The following is a 17367-nucleotide window of genomic DNA, read 5'->3' on the forward strand; positions in this document are numbered from 1 at the left end:
ACCCCCCCGCCCCCCCCCCCCCGCCGGCGGCGGCCCGCCCCCGACCCCCCCACCCTCCCCCGGGGCGGCCTGCCCGCGGTCGGGCCCCCTTACCCCCTCCCCGTGCGCCCCCCCCGGCCGCCCCCGCCTCTCTCGAGACCATATTGCCCATGATCAAGTCCGAGCTGGTCCTCAAGATCGCCGAGCAGAACCCGCACCTGTATCAGCGCGACGTCGAGAACATCGTCAACGCCATCCTGGACACGATCGCGGATGCGCTGGCGCGGGGCGACCGGGTCGAGCTGCGTGGCTTCGGCGCCTTCTCGGTCAAGCGCCGGGAGGCGCGGCGCGGCCGCAACCCGCGCACCGGGGCCGCCGTGGCGGTGGCCGAGAAGGCGATCCCGGTCTTCAAGACCGGCAAGGAGATGCGCCTGCGCCTCAACGCCGCCGGGATCGGCGCCGACGAGCCGCGCCGGGCCGAGGCCGCCGCCAGCTGACGCCGGGCCCCGACCCTGGCGCTCGGGTCCTGGCGCGTTACACTTGGTTCCCGGGGCTCCGTCCGGCGGTCCCGCTCCCCTCCCGCATCACCGACGAAAGACCGGGTTTCCCGATGATCCGCTTCCTCAAGGGCCTGATCCTGCTGCCCATCGCCGTCGTGGTCGTGCTGCTGGCGGTGGCCAACCGCCAGCCGGTGATGCTGTCCTTCGATCCGTTCACGAACGGGACGCCGGCCTTCAGCCTGCCGATGCCGCTCTACGCGCTGATCTTCGCCGCGGTCGCGATCGGCATCGTGGTCGGCGGCGTCGGCTCCTGGCTCGGCCAGGGCGACACCCGCCGCGACCGCCGCGCCAAGGGCCGCGAGCTGGCCCGCCTGCGCCACGAGGCCGAGCGCCTGCGCCAGACCGCCCCGACCGGCGCCTCAGCCGGCCGCACCGCCCTGCCGGCCCCGGTCAGCCGCGCCTGACGATGCGCCTGATCGGCGAGGCTGAGATCGACGCGGCCCTGACCCCGCTCGGGATGATCGACGCCCTCAGCGTTGCCTTCCGGGCCGGCGCGACGGCGCCGACGCGCCACCACCATGCGATCGAGACCGCGCCCGACGGGGCCTCGCTGCTGCTGATGCCGGCCTGGACCGCCGATTATGTCGGGGTCAAGATCCTGACCCTCTTCCCGGGCAACCCGGCCAAGGGCCTCGACACGATCCAGGGCGGGGTGCTGCTCTGCGACGGGCGCGACGGCCGCCCTCTGGCACTCCTCGACGGCGCCCGCCTGACCCTGTGGCGCACCGCCGCCGCCTCCGCGCTCGCCGCCCGGCACCTCGCCCGCGAGGATGCCTCCCGGATGGTGATGGTGGGGGCCGGGGCCCTCGCCCCTGCCCTCGTGCGCGCCCACGCCGCCGTGCGGCCGATCCGCGACGTCGCGGTCTGGAACCGCCGGCCGGAAGGCGCCGCGCGCCTGGCGGCGTCCCTCGCGGCCGAGGGCTTCGACGCGCACCCCGTCACCGACCTCGCGGCGGCGGTCGGCGAGGCGGATCTGGTCTCCTGCGCGACCCTCTCGACCGAACCGCTCGTGCGCGGCGCCTGGCTGCGGCCCGGCACCCATCTCGACCTCGTCGGCGCCTTCACGCCGGCGATGCGCGAGGCCGACGACGAGGCCCTGCGGCGCGGACCGCTCTATGTCGACACGCCCGATGCCCTGAAGAAGGGCGGCGACGTCGCGGTGGCGATCCAGTCGGGCGCCCTGGCGCGAGAGGCCGTGACGGGCGACCTCGCGGCCCTGTGCCGCGGCGAGGCGCCGGGGCGGCAGAGACCCGACGCGATCACGGTGTTCAAGTCGGTCGGCGCCGCGATCGAGGACCTCGCCGCCGCCGCCTGCGTGTGGGAGCGCCTGACGCGGCCATCCTGAGCGCCCGCGGCACGTGCGGGCGACGGCAGATCGGCGTATAGGGGGCGGATGTCGCCCGCTTCCGTCTTCAGCCGGACCTGCCTCGTCAAGATCTGCGGCCTCAGCACGCCGGAGACCCTGGAGGCGTCGCTCGCCGCCGGCGCCGACCTGATCGGCCTCGTCCATTTCCCCAGAAGCCCCCGGCATGTCGACCTCGCCCTCGGCGGCGCCCTGTCGCGGCAGGCGCGAGGCCGGAGCGAACGGGTCGCCCTGCTGGTCGATCCCGACGATGTCCTCGTCGAGGCGGTGATCGCCGCCCTCGACCCCGACTGGCTCCAGCTCCACGGCGGCGAGAGCCCGGAGCGGGTGGCTCATGTCAGGGCCCGCACCGGCCGGCCGGTGATGAAGGCGCTCGGCATCGCCACGGCCGACGACCTCGCCCGCGCCGCCCGCTATGTCGGCATCGCCGACCGGCTGCTCTTCGATGCCAAGCCCGCCCCCGGCGCGGTCCTGCCCGGCGGCAACGGCCACGCCTTCGACTGGTCGCTCCTCGCCGATGCCGGCCGCGATCACCCGTTCATGCTCTCCGGCGGCCTCACCCCCGAGACCGTCGCCGAGGCCCTGGCGGTGACCGCCGCCCAGGCGGTCGACGTCTCGTCCGGCGTCGAGGCGAGTCCCGGCCGCAAGGATCCGGACCGCATCGCCGCCTTCGTGCGGGCGGCCAAAGCCGCCGCGGGCACGTCCGCCGCGGCGGCTGCGTCCGCAGCGCAAATTGCCGAGACGGCGCGAACGGCGTAAGGCCCGCCGCCGAGGCCGACATCCCGCCCAACCCCCTCAGACGCAAGAGTTGCCGCCGTGACCGCTCCCCAGAATCCGAACTCGTTCCGCACCGGCCCCGACGAGCGCGGCCGCTTCGGCATCTTCGGCGGCCGCTTCGTGGCCGAGACCCTGATGCCGAACATCCTCGCGCTGGAGGACGCCTATGCCACCGCCAAGGCCGACCCGGCGTTCCAGGCCGAGATGAACGGCTATCTCACCCATTACGTCGGTCGGCCGAGCCCGCTCTACTTCGCCGAGCGGCTGTCCGAGCACCTGGGCGGCGCGAAGATCTACTTCAAGCGCGAAGAGCTGAACCATACCGGCTCGCACAAGGTGAACAACGTTCTGGGCCAGATCCTGCTCGCCCGGCGCATGGGCAAGCCGCGGATCATCGCCGAGACCGGGGCGGGCCAGCACGGCGTCGCCACCGCGACGCTCTGCGCCCGCTTCGGGCTCAAATGCGTCGTCTACATGGGCGCGGTCGATGTCGAGCGGCAGAAGCCGAACGTGTTCCGGATGAAGATGCTGGGTGCCGAAGTGGTGCCGGTCGAATCCGGCACCCGCACCCTCAAGGATGCGATGAACGAGGCCCTGCGCGACTGGGTCACCAACGTCGCCGACACCTTCTACTGCATCGGAACGGTGGCGGGGCCGCATCCCTACCCGGCGATGGTGCGCGACTTCCAGTCGATCATCGGCATCGAGACCAAGGCGCAGATGCTGGAGATGGAAGGCCGGCTGCCGGACTCGCTCATCGCCTGCATCGGCGGCGGCTCGAACGCCATGGGGCTGTTCCACCCCTTCCTCGACGACCGCGAGGTGGCGATCTACGGTGTCGAGGCGGCCGGCCATGGCGTGTCGAGCGGCCTGCACGCCGCCTCGCTCACCGGCGGCAAGCCGGGCGTGCTGCACGGCAACCGCACCTATCTCCTGATGGACGGCGACGGGCAGATCGCCGACGCGCACTCGATCTCCGCCGGCCTCGACTATCCGGGCATCGGCCCCGAGCACGCCTGGCTGCACGAAATGGGCCGCGTCACCTACCTGTCGGCGACCGACACGGAGACCCTGGAAGCGTTCCGGCTCTGCTCGCTGATGGAGGGCATCATTCCGGCGCTGGAACCCGCCCACGCGCTGGCCAAGGTCAAGGACCTCGCTCCCACGCTGCCCCGCGACCACCTGATGGTCGTCAACCTCTCCGGCCGCGGCGACAAGGACATCCCGCAGGTGGCCGAGATCCTGGGCGACGCCCTCTGAGCGCACCCGCGCCGCGCTCCCGCTGGCGCGGCGCAAAAAGCCTTACGACGGTTCCTTGACAGGAACGGCGGCCTCCCCCTATACCGCCGCCATCGCAGCGGCGGACACGGACTGGCCGCGGCGGGGCGGAGTAGCTCAGTTGGTCAGAGCAGAGGAATCATAATCCTTGTGTCGGGGGTTCAAATCCCTCCTCCGCTACCACCCGTCTAGCCCGCTTGGTCAACGACTTAGCGGGCTTTTTCGTGCCCGCTAGTCTGTCGAAACGTGTTGCGATTGCCTGCAACACGGGTGCAGGTTTCACAACGGGTTACGGCGTGGCGTAGGCTGCTCCATGCAACACCTGCGCAACACGAAAATGGGCTCGGCGGGGGCATGTGGAGCGGGCTTCGCGTCCGGCGCGTGGGCTGGCTGTAGCCCTTGCCGGGTCTGGGACGCGCCATGACGAAGCTCCTCCTCGGAATGCTGCCCCGCGGGCTCACTCGTGAGCAGGCGGCCGCGTACTGCGGCTGCGAGACCGTGGAGGCCTTCGACGCTTGGGTTCGGCGCAAGATCGTGCCGCCCGCGATGCCTGGCACCTGCCGGTGGGACCGCAAGGCTATTGATCGGGCCCTGGACCGGCTGTCGGGCTTACTAGCCCCTGAGGCTGCTGGGCAGTCGTTCGAGGAGTGGGCAGCCCAACATGCGGACTAGGCGCAGGAGCGTTGCCAGGGCGATCCGCTGCGGGGTAGGCCGCGGCGCGGCCTGTGAGGGGGTAGAGCCATGCCACGTCCGCCCAGAGCCCCTTCAACTCGCTTCCGGGTCGATCCCGGCGACATCCCCGCCGAGAAGGTGGCGCGCCGGCTGCACCTGACGCCGGCGCAGTTCGACGCCGTCCGGCCGCGGCTCTTCATGCGGGGCTTCCCGCGGCCCGATTCAGACACCGGCATGTACTGCCTGGAGGCGATCGACCGGTGGCGCCACCTGCGCCATCCGAGCCTCTTCCCGGAACTGGTGGCGCTCGGCGCCGTGCAGACGCCAGCAATCCCGGCTCCGGTGCGAGATCTCGGGGAGTTGGCCCGTGAAGGCGAAGAGCGCCGCCGGGAGGAGCGGATGGCGTCGAGGGGGCGGGCAAAGACCCTTGGTGAGATCGATGCTGAGGCCGAGCGAAGGCACCGGGAGGCACAGCCGGCCACGAGGATGTCCGATCAAACCTTCCAGACGCTTGCGGCCGAAGGCGAGAGGCAACGACTGCAAGCCGTTGAAGCGCGCAGGCTGGGCCAGAAGATCACCAGAAAACGAGCGCGCACGACGACCGGGTGACCAGAGCGCTTTCGCTTAGCGGCGCCTGCCCGCTTTATGCATTCACGCTCACCAGCAAAGGCGCGCCGATGTAGCCGCTGAGGCGTGGCCGCAGCCGCATGCCCCCGGAGTGCTGCGGCGGGCTGCTCGCCCCGTCGCAACGATCCCCACAGCGCGAGAGGAGGTCTGGAGATGCCGCGTGCCCGCAAACCCGCCGCCGACGTCCACCCTGCCGCGAGGCCCGAGCCCATGAGTACGGCGTTCCTGCTCCTGGCGCAGTACGGCGGCGGCGCGGTGATCCCGATCAGCCTCGTGTGCCGGGACTAATTCTCCCACCTGACGCCCGAAAAGCTGGTCCGTAAGATCTCGGCCGGCGAGATCGCGCTGCCACTGGTCCGCATTGAAGCGAGCCAGACGGCGGCCAAGGGCGTGCATCTGGTCGACCTCGCTCGGTGGATAGACGACTGGGCCGAGGCAGCGCGGAAGGAGTGCCGGCAGCTTTGCGGCGCCGCCTACATGGAGGCCAACCGTGCCAGCGGTAGAGCCGACAGGTAGGCATCGAGATCGGCGCGCAGGATGATCGTTGCACTTCCGAGCCGGGATACCTCCAGCGGCAGCTCTCTTCCATCTTGATCCGTCCCGGGCCCGACTACGGTTCGGGGTAGCGATCCGCCCGGGCAGGCGACATCGTCGCGACCAAGGCGTGACAGTGAGATCCGAGCCCAAGTCCATGAACCCACTCCGACGCATGCTCCCGTCCAACCACGCCCTGTTCGTGTTTGAGGCCGTGGCGCGGAACTTGAGCTTCACCCGGGCAGCTGCCGAGCTGAACGTGACCCAGCCGGCGGTGAGCAAGGCGATGGCGCAGCTCGAACGTCATCTCGGCGTGCGCCTCGTCGATCGCTCGGGCGACGGGATAGCGCTGACCGAGGACGGCGCGATCCTCCATCGCCGGGTGGCGGACGGCTTCCGGGGCATCGAGGCGGCCTTGCGCGAGATCGACATCCGCCGTACCGGCATCGACACCGTCACGCTCTCCCTGTCGTCGGCCTTCACCACCCACTGGCTGATGCCGCGCATCAACACCCTGCAGGAGGCGTTCCCCTCGGTCGATTTCCGCTTCCAGCTCATCCCGGGGGCGCTAGCCGGCCCGGTCGACGCCGTTGATCTCGGTATGCGCTTCGTCGAGGGGCCCGACCTCGACCACGAGGCCCTGTTCCTGATGAACGAGGTGATGCTGCCGGTCTGCAGCCCGGCCTATCTGGCGGGCCGGGACGCCGCGGCGGCGACGGGCGGCGGTCGCACCACCTTCGTGAACCTCACCGCCAGTTCGCCGATGTGGACCGGCGGGGTCGATCCGGGGCCGGACTGGAACGGCTCGCGCGCCTCGCTCAACTTCTCCGACTATGCGGTGGTGCTGCAGGCCGCCCTGCTCGGCCAGGGCGTCGCGCTCGGCTGGGCCAGCGTGGTCTCGCACTGGCTCGCCACAGGCGACCTCGTCCCGGCCGCCGGCCGCCTCACGCGCACCGCGCGGATGTGCCAGCTGATCCACCTGCGCTCGCGGCCCCTGCGCCGCTCCGTCGCCGCCGTGCGCGACTGGATCGTCGCCGAGATGCGGGCCGACGTCGCGAAGGTCGACCGGCTTTATCCGGAGCTCGGCCTGGGCCGAGCGTGCTTCGACCCATCATAACCTGGGGTTATGAGAGTGCGGATTCTTTCGACATTGAACCGCGCCGCCGCTTTTGTGAGCATCTGGTCCATCGGCGGCACCGGACGCGAAGGCAGCACCCTACGATGGCGGCAGCGGGATCAATTTCGGGCGTGAGCGGCGGGCCGCTCGCCGTCGGCAGCGTCGGGGTGTCGATCCGCAATGCGACCCGGCGCTACGGCGCCTTCACGGCCCTCGACGACGTCTCGCTCGACGTCGCGCCCGGCGAGTTCCTGTCCCTCCTTGGGCCCTCGGGCTCGGGCAAGACCACGCTGCTCGGCATCCTCGGCGGCTTCATCGTGCCCTCCTCCGGCAGTGTGCATTTCGGCACGACCGACGTGACGTTCCTGCCGCCGCACAAGCGCGACATCGGCGTGGTGTTCCAGAACTATGCCCTGTTCCCGCACCTGAGTGTTGGCGAGAACGTCGCCTTCCCGCTGCGGGCCCGGCGCGAGCCGAAAGCCTCCTGGGGCCCGCGCGTGGCCGAGGCGCTCGCGATGGTCGAGCTGTCCGGCTACGAGGCGAGGGCGATCTCGCAGCTCTCCGGCGGCCAGCGTCAGCGCGTGGCGCTCGCCCGCGCCATCGTGTTCCGGCCGCGGCTGATCCTGATGGACGAGCCGCTCTCGGCCCTCGACAAGCACCTGCGCGAAACGATGCAGATCGAGCTGCGGCGCCTGCACCGGCAGCTCGAAGCCACCATCATCTACGTCACCCACGACCAGCGCGAGGCGCTGACGATGAGCGACCGCATCGCCATCCTGCGCGGCGGGCGGCTGGCCCAGGTCGACACGCCCGAGCGCCTGCACGACCGGCCCTCGAACGCCTTCGTGGCGAGCTTCATCGGCGAGTCGACCCTGGTGCCGGTGACCCGCTCCGGCCCCGACGCCGTCTCGCTCGGGGCGACGACGTTACGCAGCGCCCGGCCGCTGCCGGCGGGCGAGGCCCTGCTGCTGGCGATCCAGACCGAGAAGCTGATCGTCGCCGGCGACGCGGCCCCCGAGGGCTACAACCGCCTGTCAGGGCGCGTCACCGACATCGTCTACCAGGGCGAGAGCCTGCGGGTGTTCGTCGCCCTCGATCACGGGCCGGAAATCTCCCTGCGCCAGCCGGCCCATCATGCCGGGCGTCTTGCGATCCCCGCCCCCGGCGGCGCGATCACCGCCCTCCTCCATCCGCAGGACACGATCGTCGTCCCGGCGGAATCCACCTGACCCTCTCCAGGTCTTCGAAAGGAAAGCCCATGCCAGCCTCCTCCCTCGACAGCTTCAAGGTCCTCACCTTCGACGTCGTCGGCACCCTGATCGACTTCGAGAAGGGCATCCTCGACCACCTGCGCGCCGTCTCCGGCCGCAGCCCGGAGGAGTTGAGCGACGCCCGGATCTTCGCGTCCTACCTCAAGGGCCGCGAGCTGAACTACGAGCGCTCGAGCGAGGTTTTCGCCGACGTCTACCGCCACGTCGCCGGGGAACTCGGCTTCCCGAATTCCGAGGCCGATGCCGACGCGTTCCAGCTCTCGGTCCTGCGCTGGCCGGCCTTCCCGGATTCGGTCGCGGCCCTGAAGCGCCTGCGCAAGCATTACCGCCTCGTCGCGATGACGAATGCCGACCGCTCGGCCTTCTCGTTCTACTCCCACACCCTCGGGGGGCCGTTCCACGACAGCGTCACCTACGACGAGGCCGGGGTGGCGAAGCCCAACCCGCAATTCTTCGCCTTCAACCGCGGCCGCCAATCGGCCTTCGGCTACAAGCAGAGCGACATACTCCATGTCGCCCAGAGCCAGTACCACGATATCGGCGTCGCCCGGGACCTCGGCTACACCGTCTGCTGGATCGAGCGCCGCCAGGGCTTGCAGGGCTTCGGCGGCACGCCCGAGCCCGAGCGGATGACCACGCCCGACTACCATTTCCCGACGCTCGAGAAGCTCGCCGACGCCGCCGACGCGGCCTTCGCGGCCGCCGCCCGGCAGGCGGCCTGACCATGGCGGCCTTCCCGAAGCCTCCAGCCGCCTCGCTCTGGGCTGCCGGCTCCGTGCCGGCCGGGCGCTTCGGGCCGCTCGATCGCGACGTCCAGGCGGACGTCGCGATCGTCGGCGGCGGCTATACCGGGCTCTCGGCGGCGCTCGCGCTGGCGGAGCGCGGCGAGCGGGCCGTGGTGCTGGAGGCCAACGCGATCGGCTGGGGCGCCAGCGGGCGCAACGGCGGCGTCGTCTCGGCGAAGTACCGCCCGTCGTTCCAGGCGATCGCGAGCCGGCACGGGCTTTCCGTCGCCAAGCGCATGCACGCCATCGCCTACGATTCGGTCGAGACCCTGGAGCGGCTGATCGCCGAGCACGGCATCGTCGAAGCCAATTACGCTCGGGTCGGCCAGCTTAAATGCGCCCACAAGCCCGCCACCCTGGCGGCGACGGTCGCCGACATGGAATGGATGCGCCGGGAGATGGGCGATACCTCCGTCTCGGTCCTGTCCCGCGAGGCGGTCGCGGCCGAGACTGGCTCGCAGGATTTCGTCGGCGGCGTACTCTCGGCGAAGGCCGGGGGGCTGCACCCGCTCAACTACGCCCGCGGCCTCGCCCGGGCGGTCACGGACAAGGGCATCGCGATCCACGAGGGAAGCCCCGCCACGCGCTTCCACCGCGAAGCCGGCGGCATCCGGGTCGAGACGCCGGGTGGCTCGGTGCGGGCGCGCCAGGTGATCGTGGCGACGAACGGCTACACCGATCTCACCGGGGCGGGCGCGGCCTTGCGCACCCGCCTGATTCCGTTCCGCAGCGCGATCCTCGCCACCGAGCCCTTGTCCGACAACCTGCGCGCCGCGATCCTGCCGAGCCGGCGGATCTACGTCGAGACCCGACGGATGATGCGCTGGTTCCGCATGGTCGACGGCCGGATGGTGTTCGGGGGCCGCGGCGCCTTCGGGCGCTCCGATTCCGAGGCCGCCTTCGCGACCTTGCGCCGGGCGATGGTGCGCACCTTCCCGGCGCTCGCTGATACGCCGGTGGCCTATCGCTGGTCGGGCCTCGTCGGGATGACGTTGGATGCGCTGCCGCATGTCGGCCGGCTCGACGACCGGGTCAGCTTCGCCATGGGCTACAACGGCGCCGGGGTCGCGATGTCGAGCCACCTCGGCGGCGTGGCGGCCGCGTTCGCCCTCGGCGAGAGCCCCGACGTGGCCTTGCTCGGCGCCGGGAGCTTCCAGCCCGTCCCGTTCTACGGCTTGCGCGAGCCGGTGATCCGGCTCGTCGCCGGCTGGTACCAGTTCCTGGACGCGATCGGCCGCTAGGAAGCGGCCTCACACAGAGGAGAAGTCGAGATGGCGTCGCTGCTTCGAAATACCGTCCTAGCCTGCCTTCTCGGCACGGCCGCCCCGGCTCTCGCCGCCGAGCAGATCACCTTCGTGTCGCAGGGCGGCGCCTACCAGCAGGCTCAAACGGTGGCGATCCTCGATCCGGCCGCCAAGGCGCTCGGCATCACCATCAACCAGGACAGCGCCCCCGACGCCTGGCCGGTGATCCGCACGCAGGGCGCGACCGGCAAGCCGACCTGGGACGTGGTCGATACCCCGACTCAGGATTGCGTGCGCGGCGGCAAGGCGAACCTGATCGAGAAGCTCGACTTCTCGAAGATCCCGAACGCCGCGGCGATCCCGGCCGCCTACAAGACCGACTATTCGGTACCCTACGAATTCTATTCGAGCGTGCTCGCCTACAACAAATCCAAGTACGGCAAGAACCCACCGCAGAGCTGGGCCGATTTCTGGGATGTGAAGAAGTTCCCGGGCGCCCGGGCGCTGCGCAACCATCCCTTTGCCACCCTTGAGGCCGCCCTGATGGCCGACGGCGTCGCGCCCGACAAGCTCTACCCCCTCGACGTCGACCGCGCCTTCCGCAAGCTCGAGGAGATCAAGCCGCACATCTCGGTCTGGTGGACCTCCGGCGGCCAGTCGGCCCAGCTGATCCAGGGCGGCGAGGTCGACATGGAGATGATCTGGAACGGCCGCGTCTCGGCGGTGATGGAGGCCGGCGGAGAGGCCGATTACACCTTCAACCAGGGCATCCTGCAGAACACCTCGCTCTGCATCCTGAAGAACGCCCCGAACCTCGCCACTGCAGTGAAGTTCGTGAACCAGGCGATCGACCCGAAGCTCCAGGCCAACCTGCCGCTCAACATTCCTTATGGCCCGGGCAACCCGGCGGCCTTCGACACCGGCATCATCCCGGCTGCGCTCGCCGCCAAGCTGCCGAGCGCGCCGGACAACGCCAAGAAGCAGGTGGTGCTCTCGGCCGAGTGGTGGACCTCGGAGGCGGGCGATGCGGCGCTGAAGCGCTGGGCGGAGTTCGTGCAGAAGAAGTGAGGGTGGCCCGCGGAGCGCGCCGGGAGAGAGGATGTCGCTTCCGGATATGGCGGAACCGTTCTGAAGGGCGCCCCCTGGATGAGCGTCGCGCCGCCCCTCTCCCGCCCGGCTCCGCCGGGCATCCTCCCCCGAAGAGAAGGGAGGGGTCTTGCGTGAGGACCTCTCTCGCTTCCCTCATCACCGTCCCGCCGACAATCCGTCCCGGACACCCCGCCATGACCCCATCCAGCCCCGCCCTGCGACGGCACGAGCGGCGCGAGCGGCTCCTCATCCTCGCCCTGCTGTTTCCCGCCCTCGCGGTGGTGACGGCGCTCCTTGTGGTGCCGCTCGCCTGGCTCGCTGTGCAGTCGGTCACCACCGACGGGTCGTTCACCCTGGAGCATTACCAACGCTTCCTCACCGAGGATATCTACTGGCGCAGCTTCCTGCTCACCTTCCGCATCGGCCTCACCGTCACGGTGCTGGCCTTGGCTCTCGGCTATCCCGTCGCCTACGCGGCCGCGACCCTGCCGCGGGGCTGGAGCGTGGTGGTGCTCGGCCTGGTGATCCTGCCGTTCTGGACCAGCGTGTTGGTGCGCGCCTATGCCTGGATGGTGCTGCTGCAACGCCGCGGCCTGGTGAACGGGATGCTCCAGGGTCTCGGCCTCACCGATCAGCCGATCGCGCTCATCAACAACGAGTTCGGCACGGTGCTCGCCACCCTGCACATCCTCCTGCCCTTCATGGTGCTGCCGCTCTATGCCACGATGCAGCGCATCCCCCGCGATCTGATGCTGGCCGGCGCCAGCCTCGGCGGCGGCCCCCTCCACGTCTTTCTCCGGGTGTTCCTGCCGCTGTCGATGCCGGGGGTAGTCGCTGGCACGGTGCTGGTCTTCGTGCTGGCGCTCGGCTTCTACATCACGCCGGAGCTGCTCGGCGGCGGGCGCACCTTCATGGTGTCGATGCTCGTGAGCCGCAACGTCGAGCTCTACAACCAGTGGGGCGCGGCGAGCGCCATCGGGGTCGTGCTGCTCGTCTGCGTCGCCGCCCTGTTCTGGCTCGCCTCCCGGGTGGTCCCGCTCGAGCGCATCATGGGAGCCCGCTGATGCCGGCCTCGCTTCCCGCCCGCCTCGCGCTCGGCACCCTCGTCGCCCTGGTGCTGCTGTTCCTGGTGCTGCCGATCCTGATCGTGGTGCCGATGTCGTTCTCGAACGCGCGGTTCCTCACCTTCCCGCCGCCGGGCTATTCCCTGCGCTGGTACGAGGCGTTCTTCGGCAGCCCGGCCTGGATGCAGGCGGCGCGGGTGAGCCTCGGGGTCGCGGTGGCGACCGCCCTCGGCGCCACCCTGATCGGGACCGCGGCCGCCTACGCCCTCAGCATGAGCGGATCGCGCCTCGCCCGCAGCCTGACGGTGATCCTGCTCCTGCCGCTGGTGGTGCCGATCGTCATCACGGCCATCGGCGTGTTCTTCGTCTTCGCCAAGACCGGGCTGCTCGCCACCCTGCCGGGGCTGGTCCTCGCCAACGTGATGCTGGCCACGCCCTACGTCGTCACCTCGGTGCTGGCGGGCCTGCGCGGCTTCGATCCGGCGCAGGAGATGGTGGCGCGCAGTCTCGGCATGAACCGCCTGCGTGCCTTCCTGTCGGTCACCCTGCCGCAGATCCGCCCCAGCGTGGTCTCGGGCGCGCTGTTCGCCTTCATCTCTGCCCTCGACGAGACCGTGGTGGCGATCTTCATCGCCGGCGGCCAGAACCAGACCCTCACGAAGCGGATGTTCACATCCTTGCGTGACGAGATCGACCCCACCATCGCGGCGATCTCCTCACTGCTGACCGCCGCCTCGCTGATGGTGGTGGTGCTGGCGAGCCTGAGCGCCCGCAAGTCGTCCTCCACCCCATGAAACCGCGCGAGCGCACGTGACGACGATCCTTATCCTCGGCGGCGGCTCGGCCGGCTGTGTGCTGGCCGCGCGGCTCTCGGAAGTCACATCGTTCCGCGTCACCCTGGTGGAGGCGGGCGACGACCTCAACGCCGCCACCATGCCGCCGGAGATCCGCAGCCGCTATCCCGGCCGGGCCTATCTCGACTCGCGCAACATCTGGCCGGCACTGAAAGCCCGGATGGGGGCGCCCGCCGGCAACCGCCCCGAGTCACCGGCGCCGCGGGCTTACGAGCAGGCGCGCCGCCTCGGCGGCGGCTCGGCGATCAACGCCATGATGGCCAATCGCGGCGCCCCCGGCGATTACGACGAGTGGGGCGCGCTCGGCGCCGAGGGCTGGTCGTGGGAATCCTGCCTGCCCTATTTCCGCAAACTCGAAGCCGACCGCGATTGCACCGGCGAGCTGCACGGGAGGGACGGCCCGCTGCCGATCCGCCGCGCCACCCCCGAACAGATCTCCCCCTTCGTCGCCGCCACGATGCGGGCGCTCGAAACCCAAGGGTACCCGGCCGGCGACGACCAGAACGGGCCCTGGCGCGACGGGGTCTATGTCGGCACGACCGCGATCTCGGATTCCGGCGAGCGGGTGCCGGTTTCGGTGGCCTATCTTACCCCGGCTGTGCGGGCCCGACCGAACCTGACCGTTCGCACCGGATTGCTGGCCGAGCGGATCCTGTTCGAGGGGCGGCGGGCCGCCGGCGCCACGGTGACGCCCCTGGCCGGCGGCCCGCCCGAGACGATTCCGGCCGACCTCGTCGTGGTGGCGGCGGGCGCGATCCACAGCCCGGCCCTGCTCATGCGCAGCGGCGTCGGGCCCGGGGCGATGCTCCGCCGGCACGGGCTGCCGGTCGTCGCCGACCGGCCGGGCATCGGCCGCAACCTGATGGAGCATCCCTCGATCGCGGTGTCGACCTACCTCACTCGCGCCGGCCGGGTCCGCGACAGGAGCGAGCACCACGAGCAGGCGATCCTGCGCTACTCCTCGGGCCTGCCCGGCACGCCAGAGGGCGACATGCATGGCGCAATCCTGTCGCGGACGGGCTGGCACAGCTTGGGGGAGCGGATCGGCGGGATCTTTTTCTGGGTCAACAAATCGTACTCGCGCGGCGAGGTCGCTCTGGCCTCGTCCGACCCGCGGACCGAGCCGCAGGTCAATTTCCGCATGCTGTCCGACCCCCGCGACCACGCCCGGCTGATGGACGCGGTCCGCCGCGGCGCCCGGGCGCTCCGCGATCCGGCGCTCACGGCCTTACGCGGCCCGGTCTTCCCGGCGAGCTACTCGCCCCGCGTCGCCCGGGCGGCAGCACCCCGGCCCTGGTCGGCGGCGCAGCGCGGGATCCTGTCGGGGCTCCTCGACCTCGCCGGCCCGGTCCGGGCGGCGCTGATCCACGGCCTCGTCACGCAGGGCATCACCCTCGACCACTTGCTCGCCGAGGAGCGGGCGCTAGGCGCCTTCGTGTCCGCCGAGGTCGGCGGGACGTGGCACCCGTCCGGTACCTGCCGCATGGGGGCGGCCGACGATCCGATGAGCGTCTGCGACGGCCGCGCCCGCGTGCGCGGCATCGACGGTTTGAGCGTCTGCGACGCATCCCTGATGCCGACGATCCCGCGGGCCAACACCAACATCCCGACCGTGATGATGGCGGAACGCATCGCCGACCTGGTCCGGCAGGACGGCGTGGCGACGCGTCACGGTTAACCTGTCGCGCGACGAGCGAAAACGGCTGCAAAGGGATGCCGGCGAGCTTCGTGGTGCAGACGTTCGAGCTTGACCGGAAGTGGCTGCGGCCGGGCAACCGGGACGTCGCACCGACGGAGAACGGGGCACTTAAGCGGGCCGAGGCCATCGCCGGCTGGATGCCGGGCACTGCGGCCTTGCGCATCGTGGCGGACGACGAGACGGGCGAGTTGGATAGCGTCGCGATCCTCGGCCAGTTCGGCGAGGTGCCACAGGATTTTGCGGAGCAGGTCAGCGGCGGGTGACCCTCGTGATCGGCCTGAACGTGCTGTGGCCAGAGAAGCCCGCCGCGGGGAAACCGGGGCTGGCTATTGGGGAAGTAATCAGCCAGCTTGTTTGCCGTCCAGCATGAATGAAAATTGGCCTTGGTCACCAAATCGCTCTTTGATACGCCGCTCATACGCATCTTTGTTCGGCGATGACTCTGCCATCTCAAGCGCCCGGCCTAAATGCATCCTCAAAACTCGCGTCCCGACTTCATTCAAAAACTGAAATAGTTTTTTTGCCGATCCCCATCCTTTGCCTTGGATGCTCTCAAAAGATGCAAAAGCTTTCCGCTGCTTTTTGCCAATGGATGATAGATATGGTTTACGGTCAAGTGCTTAAAATGCCAGGGCTTGCCGCGATCTGGTACTGGTATTTCGTACAGAATATGCCACTCAACATAAAGCTCATTTGGAAATTCGGCCTCGTATTTGCGGGCCTCCTCCTGAATGTACAATTTAAAGGCAGCTATCACCTCTTCAGTTGAAGGGCTATATCCAGCGAGAGCGTATACAAGCTGCTTGATTCCAGATTTTGCAGATGCTCCAATAATTATATGGGCCTGAGTGACAATCTTTTTATACCGAGCGGCCTTGAGTTTTCCTGCGGCCTCGGCTGCGATGATGGCCCTGCAAATATCGATCAGCAGTGCCGTGTCAAAGCCGTTGAGGGTGTTCGGAGGCGCGCCGCCGCCGCCGGTACCATACTGAAATTTAACAGGATTTTCGACTTTTTCTCGCAGGTCGCCGCCGACGAACGGCGCCATCGCTGCGGAGTTAATAAAGCTTGGGAAATGAGTCGCCTCTCGGCGAGAGACCCAGGACACGGGCCATGCCCGTCTGACTTATGACTGTCGTTTTTTCCACGTCAGCCAAGACGTAGCACTCAACGTCGATCCCAAACTCTTTCTGAAAGCTGCCGATGTGGGTGGCCTGCGGGAGCTTGCCCCAGCGGGCCGCCGCCCCAGCCTTCCCGATGCTTGATCGCCGTGCAGGCGACAGCTTTTCGGCTCGCGCGACGCCGCCCTTGGCGCGGCCAGTTGCCTCTTCTGACATGCAAGCAAGCCCGCCTCGGCTCTTCAGCCACTCCGTTCGTCGGCCATACAGGCGAAAAAAGCCCCGCTCGGCGGCTGCCGGCGGGGCTGAAGGCGGGTCTCGGGTCCTGGAAGATCCGCTGAGCCAAAGGGCCGGCAGGGTCGTGTCCCTTGGAGTGGTGTAGCTGGACGAGAGCGGGAGAGCCCGCCTGCGCGCCCTCCACAGCGCTGTAGCAGGCGGGATCTCACGCGGGGGTGGCCATCGGCGGTGACGGGTTAGGTTCGGGGTTGCTTGCACCAACCCCGAACCCGGGAGACCCCCGATGACCGATGCCGTTATGAGCCTGCGGGCGCTGGCTGAGAAGAGCGCGGACGCGGACGTGCTGCGCGAGATGATCGGCTTTGCCGCTCAGCGCCTGATGGAACTGGAGGTGGGCGGCCTGACCGGCGCGGCCCACGGCGGGAAGAACCCGGAGCGCTTGGCGCAACGCAACGGATACCGTGACCGGGACTGGCAGACACGCGCCGGCACGGTCGAGCTGCGCATTCCGAAGCTGAGGACGGGCAGCTACTTCCCGAGCTTCCTGGAGCCGCGCCGGATGACCGAGAAGGCGCTGACAGCCGTGATCCAGGAGGCCTACATCCAGGGCATCTCGACCCGTGCGGTCGACGATCTGGTCCAGGCATCGGGCGGGACAGGCATCTCCAAGAGCCAGGTCAGCCGGCTGTGCCAGGAGATCGACGAACGCGTGAACGCCTTCCTCGACCGGCCGATCGAGGGCGAGTGGCCCTCCCTGTGGATCGACGCGACCTACGTGAAGGTGCGCCAGAACCACCGTATCGTCTCGGTGGCCGTCATCGTGGCGGTCGGCGTCAACACGGATGGGCGGCGTGAGGTGCTGGGCCTCGACATCGGCCCGTCCGAGGCCGAGACCTTCTGGACCGAGTTCCTGCGCAAGCTGGCCCGGCGCGGCCTGCGCGGGGTCAAACTGGTGATCTCGGACGCGCACGAGGGCATCAAGGCCTCCGTCGCCAAGGTGATGACCGCCGCCTGGCAGCGGTGCCGGGTGCACTTCATGCGCAACGTCCTGGCCCATGCCGGCCGCTCAGGCCGGCGTGTCGTCTCGGCCTTCATCGCC

General features: G+C 69.6%; 18 protein-coding genes, 1 tRNA gene and 1 pseudogene. 19 read left to right on the forward strand and 1 reads right to left on the reverse strand.

Translation table 11 applies throughout. The features are described 5' to 3' along the window. Positions 1 to 149: 149 nt before the first annotated feature. The 18 genes and pseudogenes from ihfB to VP06_RS28435 all read left to right on the forward strand — a co-directional run bounded on the left by ihfB (position 150) and on the right by VP06_RS28435 (position 15176). Complete coding sequence (gene ihfB, locus VP06_RS28350; RefSeq protein WP_048467158.1) at positions 150 to 476, forward strand: integration host factor subunit beta; 327 nt, start codon at positions 150 to 152, stop codon at positions 474 to 476. Positions 477 to 589: 113 nt separating this feature from the next. After that, complete coding sequence (locus VP06_RS28355; protein ID WP_048467159.1) at positions 590 to 943, forward strand: LapA family protein; 354 nt, start codon at positions 590 to 592, stop codon at positions 941 to 943. A 2-nt stretch (positions 944 to 945) separates the two neighbouring features. Continuing rightward, positions 946 to 1884, forward strand: a complete 939-nt coding sequence (gene lhpI, locus VP06_RS28360; protein WP_048467160.1) for a bifunctional Delta(1)-pyrroline-2-carboxylate/Delta(1)-piperideine-2-carboxylate reductase — start codon at positions 946 to 948, stop codon at positions 1882 to 1884. Between the two features lie 48 nt (positions 1885 to 1932). After that, complete coding sequence (locus tag VP06_RS28365) at positions 1933 to 2661, forward strand: phosphoribosylanthranilate isomerase (RefSeq protein ID WP_048467161.1); 729 nt, start codon at positions 1933 to 1935, stop codon at positions 2659 to 2661. A 57-nt stretch (positions 2662 to 2718) separates the two neighbouring features. Then, positions 2719 to 3939 (forward strand): tryptophan synthase subunit beta, encoded by a 1221-nt coding sequence (gene trpB / locus VP06_RS28370; RefSeq protein ID WP_048467162.1) that lies wholly within the window; start codon positions 2719 to 2721, stop codon positions 3937 to 3939. Between the two features lie 124 nt (positions 3940 to 4063). Beyond that, positions 4064 to 4140, forward strand: a tRNA-Met gene (locus VP06_RS28375). A gap of 237 nt (positions 4141 to 4377) precedes the next feature. After that, positions 4378 to 4629: a hypothetical protein gene (locus VP06_RS28380; protein WP_048467163.1), complete on the forward strand. Its 252-nt coding sequence runs from the start codon at positions 4378 to 4380 to the stop codon at positions 4627 to 4629. Between the two features lie 69 nt (positions 4630 to 4698). After that, positions 4699 to 5238: a hypothetical protein gene (locus VP06_RS38330; protein ID WP_245291347.1), complete on the forward strand. Its 540-nt coding sequence runs from the start codon at positions 4699 to 4701 to the stop codon at positions 5236 to 5238. A gap of 228 nt (positions 5239 to 5466) precedes the next feature. After that, positions 5467 to 5772 (forward strand): annotated as a pseudogene (locus VP06_RS28390) (pyocin activator PrtN family protein). 175 nt (positions 5773 to 5947) lie between these two features. Continuing rightward, positions 5948 to 6907: a LysR family transcriptional regulator gene (locus VP06_RS28395; RefSeq protein ID WP_048467164.1), complete on the forward strand. Its 960-nt coding sequence runs from the start codon at positions 5948 to 5950 to the stop codon at positions 6905 to 6907. 104 nt (positions 6908 to 7011) lie between these two features. Then, complete coding sequence (locus tag VP06_RS28400) at positions 7012 to 8136, forward strand: ABC transporter ATP-binding protein (RefSeq protein WP_048467165.1); 1125 nt, start codon at positions 7012 to 7014, stop codon at positions 8134 to 8136. A gap of 29 nt (positions 8137 to 8165) precedes the next feature. Continuing rightward, positions 8166 to 8900 (forward strand): HAD-IA family hydrolase, encoded by a 735-nt coding sequence (locus VP06_RS28405; RefSeq protein ID WP_048467166.1) that lies wholly within the window; start codon positions 8166 to 8168, stop codon positions 8898 to 8900. 2 nt (positions 8901 to 8902) lie between these two features. Further along, positions 8903 to 10204 carry an NAD(P)/FAD-dependent oxidoreductase gene (locus VP06_RS28410; RefSeq protein WP_048467167.1) on the forward strand — a complete coding sequence of 434 codons (1302 nt, stop codon included), beginning with the start codon at positions 8903 to 8905 and terminating at the stop codon, positions 10202 to 10204. Positions 10205 to 10234: 30 nt separating this feature from the next. After that, positions 10235 to 11275 carry an ABC transporter substrate-binding protein gene (locus VP06_RS28415; RefSeq protein ID WP_048467168.1) on the forward strand — a complete coding sequence of 347 codons (1041 nt, stop codon included), beginning with the start codon at positions 10235 to 10237 and terminating at the stop codon, positions 11273 to 11275. A 215-nt stretch (positions 11276 to 11490) separates the two neighbouring features. Beyond that, positions 11491 to 12360: an ABC transporter permease gene (locus tag VP06_RS28420; protein ID WP_048467169.1), complete on the forward strand. Its 870-nt coding sequence runs from the start codon at positions 11491 to 11493 to the stop codon at positions 12358 to 12360. Next, the gene (locus VP06_RS28425; RefSeq protein WP_048467170.1) at positions 12360 to 13154 is read left to right on the forward strand and encodes an ABC transporter permease; all 795 of its coding nucleotides are present in this window, start codon (positions 12360 to 12362) and stop codon (positions 13152 to 13154) included. Before VP06_RS28420 ends, VP06_RS28425 begins: the two co-directional genes overlap by 1 nt. Positions 13155 to 13170: 16 nt before the next feature. Next, on the forward strand, positions 13171 to 14892 hold the full coding sequence (locus tag VP06_RS28430) for a GMC family oxidoreductase (protein WP_048467171.1): 1722 nt from the start codon (positions 13171 to 13173) through the stop codon (positions 14890 to 14892). Positions 14893 to 14927: 35 nt separating this feature from the next. Next, entirely contained in the window at positions 14928 to 15176 is a 249-nt protein-coding gene (locus VP06_RS28435; protein ID WP_048467172.1) for a hypothetical protein, read from the forward strand. Positions 15177 to 15412: 236 nt separating this feature from the next. On the opposite strand, the gene VP06_RS37420 is transcribed toward VP06_RS28435, so the two are convergent. Beyond that, entirely contained in the window at positions 15413 to 15961 is a 549-nt protein-coding gene (locus tag VP06_RS37420) for a P63C domain-containing protein (RefSeq protein ID WP_197093308.1), read from the reverse strand. A 590-nt stretch (positions 15962 to 16551) separates the two neighbouring features. On the opposite strand from VP06_RS37420, the gene VP06_RS28440 reads away from it, so the two are divergent. After that, positions 16552 to 17367: IS256 family transposase (locus VP06_RS28440; RefSeq protein ID WP_048467173.1), on the forward strand; the 816-nt coding region annotated here is incomplete at its 3' end.

The organism is Methylobacterium aquaticum (assembly GCF_001043915.1).
GTDB classification, from domain to species: Bacteria; Pseudomonadota; Alphaproteobacteria; order Rhizobiales; family Beijerinckiaceae; genus Methylobacterium; species Methylobacterium aquaticum.